Annotated in this window: 5 protein-coding genes and 1 pseudogene; 3 read left to right on the top strand and 3 right to left on the bottom strand. The window is 69.2% G+C overall.

The window, feature by feature from the left end; all coding sequences use genetic code 11:
• A partial coding sequence (locus PPSIR1_RS41100) for a protein kinase domain-containing protein (RefSeq protein WP_006977263.1) occupies positions 1–659 on the bottom strand: 659 nt, incomplete at its 3' end.
• Positions 660–787: 128 nt separating this feature from the next.
• On the opposite strand from PPSIR1_RS41100, the gene PPSIR1_RS41095 reads away from it, so the two are divergent.
• Both PPSIR1_RS41095 and PPSIR1_RS41090 read left to right on the top strand, forming a co-directional pair.
• Positions 788–1,747 (top strand): protein NO VEIN domain-containing protein, encoded by a 960-nt coding sequence (locus tag PPSIR1_RS41095; RefSeq protein WP_006977262.1) that lies wholly within the window; start codon positions 788–790, stop codon positions 1,745–1,747.
• A gap of 161 nt (positions 1,748–1,908) precedes the next feature.
• The gene (locus tag PPSIR1_RS41090) at positions 1,909–2,940 is read left to right on the top strand and encodes a vWA domain-containing protein (RefSeq protein WP_045117769.1); all 1,032 of its coding nucleotides are present in this window, start codon (positions 1,909–1,911) and stop codon (positions 2,938–2,940) included.
• Positions 2,941–2,962: 22 nt separating this feature from the next.
• On the opposite strand, the gene PPSIR1_RS41085 is transcribed toward PPSIR1_RS41090, so the two are convergent.
• Both PPSIR1_RS41085 and PPSIR1_RS41080 read right to left on the bottom strand, forming a co-directional pair.
• Positions 2,963–3,439, bottom strand: coding sequence for a hypothetical protein (locus tag PPSIR1_RS41085; protein WP_006977260.1), 477 nt, complete (start codon positions 3,437–3,439; stop codon positions 2,963–2,965).
• Positions 3,440–3,494: 55 nt separating this feature from the next.
• On the bottom strand, positions 3,495–4,421 hold the full coding sequence (locus PPSIR1_RS41080) for a ferredoxin--NADP reductase (protein ID WP_006977259.1): 927 nt from the start codon (positions 4,419–4,421) through the stop codon (positions 3,495–3,497).
• 119 nt (positions 4,422–4,540) lie between these two features.
• On the opposite strand from PPSIR1_RS41080, the pseudogene PPSIR1_RS41075 reads away from it, so the two are divergent.
• Positions 4,541–5,223 (top strand): annotated as a pseudogene (locus PPSIR1_RS41075) (deoxyribodipyrimidine photolyase); the annotation flags it as partial.

Genomic DNA, 5,223 nt, shown 5'->3' with positions numbered 1-5,223 from the left:
GAGTCCGCGCCAAACAGCCCGCCCAGGCCCAGACCGCCGCCCTCGTCTCCGCTGCCACCAAAGTCCCCCAGGCCCCCCAAGAAGCCCGCCAGCTCATCGATGAGCGCGTCGACCCGCTCCTCTTCCTGGGCCGGGGCCTGGCTCAGGCTCGGCTCGTCCCCCTCCGAGCTCAGCCCAAAGTCCGTGACCTTGGCGACGCCCCCCGGCGTCACGATCACCTTCCCCGGCGCGAAGTCGCCGTGGACCAGCCCGGCCTCGTGGGCCGCGTAGAGCCCCTCTCCCGCCCCGAGAAAGACCTGCACGATCTCGCGCCAGTCCCGAGGCTGCGCCAACCACTGCGTCAGCCTCGTGCCCTCGACGGCGTCCATGACCCGATAGACCTTGTCGCCGCGGGTGCCCGCGTCGTGGACCGCGACGACGTTGGGGTGGCTGACCCGAGTCATCGCCCGAGCCTCGCGGAGCGCCCGCGAGCCCGCGCCGTGCGAGAGCTCGACGACCAGGCGACGGTCCAGCTCGGGGTCGTAGGCCGCGTAGCGCACCCCGCTCGGGCCCTCTTCGAGCTCGCGGATCACGAACGAGCGACCCAGGCGAGCGCCGGGGACGAGCGGCCCTGCGCTCGCGTCCGTGGGGTCGTCGCCGGGGTGTCTCGGTTGATCCATCGGGGGCGCTCGGGTGCCCAGCGTAGAGCGGAGGCCGAGGGGGGCGCAAGCCGCCGAATGGACCGCAAAGATCGTCAACCTTCGCAAAGTCACTGCAAACGAGCGCGAAGGCTCGCGAAGCTCGCGCCATGCCCATCTGGGATGACGACAGAGAACTCGACGCCAACTTCACGATCGAGCCAGAGACGAACGGATTGAGCCTTGTCTTCGACAGCTGCGGGGGCGGCTACAACAAGGACTACAACGCCGGGCTTGAACTCTTGCTCGTGCGCCTCGGGGCAAACACCGCCACGTTGACCCGTGCCGAGATCGACACCAAGAAGACCGAACATCTATCAGAGCAAGCTCGCTTCATCCCGCTCCGAAGGGGCTACCCCGTCGACCTCAATAACATTGATGCGAAGCAGCTCCGCCGAGACTTGGGCGCGAGCATGAAAGACGTCGGCTCAGAGCGCGAGACCGGCGACGGCAACCGGCAAAAGCGCGTGCGCCTCTACCTCGAATTCGATGGGGGCTCGTGGCACCCTGCGTTCTTGGAGACGCGACTCCGCGGCCGTGTGGACTACGGTCACCTCGCCCGCGACAGTAGTCGCGGCTCTCTTCCTGCCATCGAGGACCGCGACGCGCCAATCCAGGGCTTGAAAAGGGCTAGCGCCGGACGCTCGAGCGACGCAGCTCGCAACGCAGCAATCGAGAACCGCGCGATGGAGCTCGCGGCGAGTCACTACTCCGCGCGAGGCTGGTATGTCCGGGACGTCTCCGAGCTCCGGGTTCAGGGCAAGCGCGTAGGCTACGACCTCGCGTGCACCACTGAGCCCCAACCGGAGGACCCCAACAACTACGAGGACCCCGAGCTCGCGGTTGAGGTCAAAGGCACAAGCACCGCCGGCGACGCCGTCATCGTCACCCACAACGAGGTCGACCAAGCGCGCCGACTCGGCGACCGCGCCGAGCTCTTCGTCGTCGCGAACATCCAGTACAAGGACGGCGAAGCCAGCGGCGGCGAGGTTCTTCTAACTCGGAAGAAATGGGTCCCAGAAGACCCCGAACGCCTAGTTCCAACTCAATACACATTGACGCTGACCTGACCACCGCCAACGGCGTTGACGGGCCCATCCTGTTGCCAATTCACCTCCTCCCCCGACGAATGTAGCCATCGCCACGTCGCACCCTGCACCGCCCTCACCCCCACAGCCCCCTCCAGCCCACCATTCATGAGTTGGCGCACGACTTGCTTTGCAAGTCCACCGTGCCTGTCCGTCCACACAAGCTCGCCGTCCTCCCCGTCCTTTGCACCCTGTCCGTCGCGCTGATTGGCGCCAGCGGCTGCAACAACCACCCGATCAAGTCGGTCTACTACGAGTCCGAGCAGGTCTGCACCGAAGCCGTCGACGTGCCGATCGTCCGCCCCGAGGTGGTCCTGGTCGTCGACCGCTCCGGGAGCATGAGCGACAACCCGCTCGGGGATGAGACGCGCTGGGAGGCCCTCCACGGGGTGATCAGCGAGGTGGTGAGCGGCCAGGAGGCGAGCTTGCAGCTGGGCCTCACGATGTTCCCTGCGGCCGATGCGGGGACGACCTGGGAGCAGGGGGCCTGCCTGGCGCCGACGCAGCTCGACGTGGCGGTGGGCGCCGACACGGGGGCGGCGATCCTCGGCGCGCTGCCCGGGCCCAACGCGATCACCCAGGGCGGCACACCGGCGGCGGCGGCGGTTCAGCTGGCGGCGGACCACCTCCGCGCTCGGGACACCCAAGACCCCAAGCTCCTGGTCCTGGTCACGGACGGGGCGGCCAACTGCGCGGCGGACTCGGCGGACTGGCAGGCCTCGCTGGTCTACGACGAGGCGCTGCAGGACGCGGTGGCCAACGCGTCCATGGACGGCATCACGACCCACGTGGTCGGCATCCAGATCGACACCGAGCTCGACGCCCAGGCCGGGGTGGTCCCGGCGGAGCAGCTCCACGAGGTCGCCCAGCTCGGCGGCGCGGGCCTCGACGGCGAGTACGCCTTTTACCAGGTCGAGGACCAGGCCATGCTCAGCGCGGCGCTGAGCTCGATCACCGCGGACATCAGCTGCACCCTCGAATTCGGCGAGACGGTCGACACGGGCCGCGAGGCGCTGGTCGTGGTCGGCGACGAGCCGGTCGAGCAGGCCACCGACTGCGCGACCGAGGACGGCTGGGTCTACACGGCCGACGACACGGGCATCCAGCTGTGCGGGGCGGCCTGCGAGCGCTTCCAGGCCCAGGGCGAGATCGTGTTCGAGTACCTGTGCGAGTGAAGCCAGCCGGCCTCGCTCGGCGTCAATCTTCCCAGTCGTCTTCGACGATGGCCTTCTTCGCGGCCTCGGCCCGGGCCTTGGCCTGTGCCGCTTGCTCGGGGTCGAGCTCGGGCTCGCTCGCCTCGTCCGGGTCCTGGCCTAGGCGCGAGAGCACGGGCTCGTAGAGCACGTTGACGCTGACCGCGAGGGCGCCGAACAAGAGCACGTCGCCGGCGGCCATGATCCACGTCGCCGTGTCCTTGCCCGAGCTCATCCGCGTGGCCAGCCCGGCGGCGAGCAGCACGGCGCCCACGACCAGCACCAAGGCCTGGACCAGCGGCGACACGCACAGGGCCGCGAGGCCCGAGAAGGCGTCGGCGGACAGCCCGTGGCCGTCCATCACCTCGGGCACGAGCTTGAACCACAGCACGCCCAGCGCCCCGCCCGTGGTCGCGCCGAGGAACACGAAGAACAGCTCGCGCGGGCGCAGGCGGTGCTTCTCGGGGAGCGGGGCGGCCATGAGCCCCGCATCATACTCACTGGCCGCGCCTTGGCCAGGCTCCCCACACCAGGAGCTAGCCCGACATCAGCGCCTTGAGGCGCGCGAGCTCGTCGGGGTCCTTGACCTTGAGCACGGGCTCGCTGTCGTACTGCTCGTAGTGGATCGTCGACTCGACCTCGTCGGCGACACCCAGAGCCCGCCGGATGCGCCGGTGGAAGGGCACGAAGCCGCGGTGCAAGAGGCGCTCGATGGTCATGGCGATGGTCCCGGTCAGGCCGCAGATGTAGATCACGGCGGTCTCGGGGCTCAGCTGCCCGGGCTCGAGGCCCATGAGCTTCTCGGTGTCCGCGAGGCGCTCGGCCTTGAAGAAGTCCTCGACCCGGCCGGTGTGCTCGCGCCACTCCGGGGCCTCCTTGGGCCGGGAGATCGTCGGCATGTAGCGCAGCCCGTTGTCGGCGGCGAGCTGATCGAGGCGCGCCTTGTAGCCGATCTCGTTGGGGTAGCTGGCGCCGTGCATGAGCACGTACTTGTCGAGGCGCGCCTTGGGATCCGCGGCGATGTCGGCCTCGACGATGGAGGTGAAGGGCGCGAGCCCGGTGCCAGCAGCGACGAAGACCTTGAGGCGCGGGTCGTCCTCGCTGACCGTGTCGTCGAGGGTGAACTTGCCGACCGCCCGGGTGGTCATGTTGATGCGGTCCCCCGGCTTCATCTTCCACAGCAGGTGGGTCAGCGGGTTGTTGCTCTCGGGGCGGTTGACGTAGCGGATGTAGAAGTCGATGGTCTCGCGCTGCTGCGGCGGCGAGGCGATGGACATCGCCCGGCGGACCTTGCCGAGCTCGGGCTTGTCCTCGTTGTTGAGGCCGAGGGTCAGGTACTGACCGGGGACGAACCAGCGGCCTTCGGGCAGGGGCGTGTCCGGGATGACCTTGAACACGGCGAGGTAGTCGGAGAGGTCCTCGCGGGCCTTGAGCGTTGCGTTGTACTCCAGAGTGCTCGCCATCGAGCGCCCATGGTACGCGCGATTTGCGGGCGGTGGAAGCACATAGATCGCATCCCGAGGGCGATCGGCTGGCCTCGCCGGTCCCCGTGGGTCATCCATGCGAACGTCGAGTGATCGCCATGGTCCGCGCCATTCCCAAGCTCCGTGTACGCGCCGTCAACCCGGCGGCTCTCAACCCCGACGGCACCCACGTGCTCCACTGGATGATCGCCCACCGTCGGACCCGGCACAACTTCGCCCTCCAGCACGCCCTGTTTCACGCCGAGCGCCTGCAAAAACCCCTCGTGGTCCTCGAGCCCCTGCGCGTCGGCTACCGCTGGGCCAGCGACCGCATGCACCGCTTCGTGCTCGAGGGCATGGCCGTCAACGCCCGCCGCTTCGCCAAGGCCGGCGTCACCTACCTCCCCTACGTCGAAGATCGCCCGGGCGCGGGCTCGGGCTTGCTCGCCGCCCTGGCCCAGGATGCCTGCCTGGTGACCACCGACGACTACCCCTGCTTCTTCCTCCCGCGGATGATCGCCTCGGCGGGGCGCCAGCTGCCCGTGCGCCTCGAGGCCGTCGACGCCAACGGCGTGATCCCCCTGCAGGCCACGGACCACGCCTTCCCCACGGCGCACAGCTTTCGGCGATGGTTCCAGCGCAACGCCGCCGAGCAGCTGAGCCCCGGGGGCCGCCCGCTCGTCAACCCCCTCGCCCGCTGGACCGCGCGACGACCCAGCGCCGCCCTGAAGCGGACCCTCCGCGAGCTCCGAGAGCGCTGGCCCATGGCGGCCAAGCTCGACGACGAGGCCAGCCTCGACGC

Source organism: Plesiocystis pacifica SIR-1, from assembly GCF_000170895.1.
In the GTDB taxonomy this organism is placed as follows: Bacteria; Myxococcota_A; Polyangia; order Nannocystales; family Nannocystaceae; genus Plesiocystis; species Plesiocystis pacifica.
Note: the sequence above shows the minus strand (reverse complement) of the source record. Positions and strands in the feature narration are given on the sequence as shown.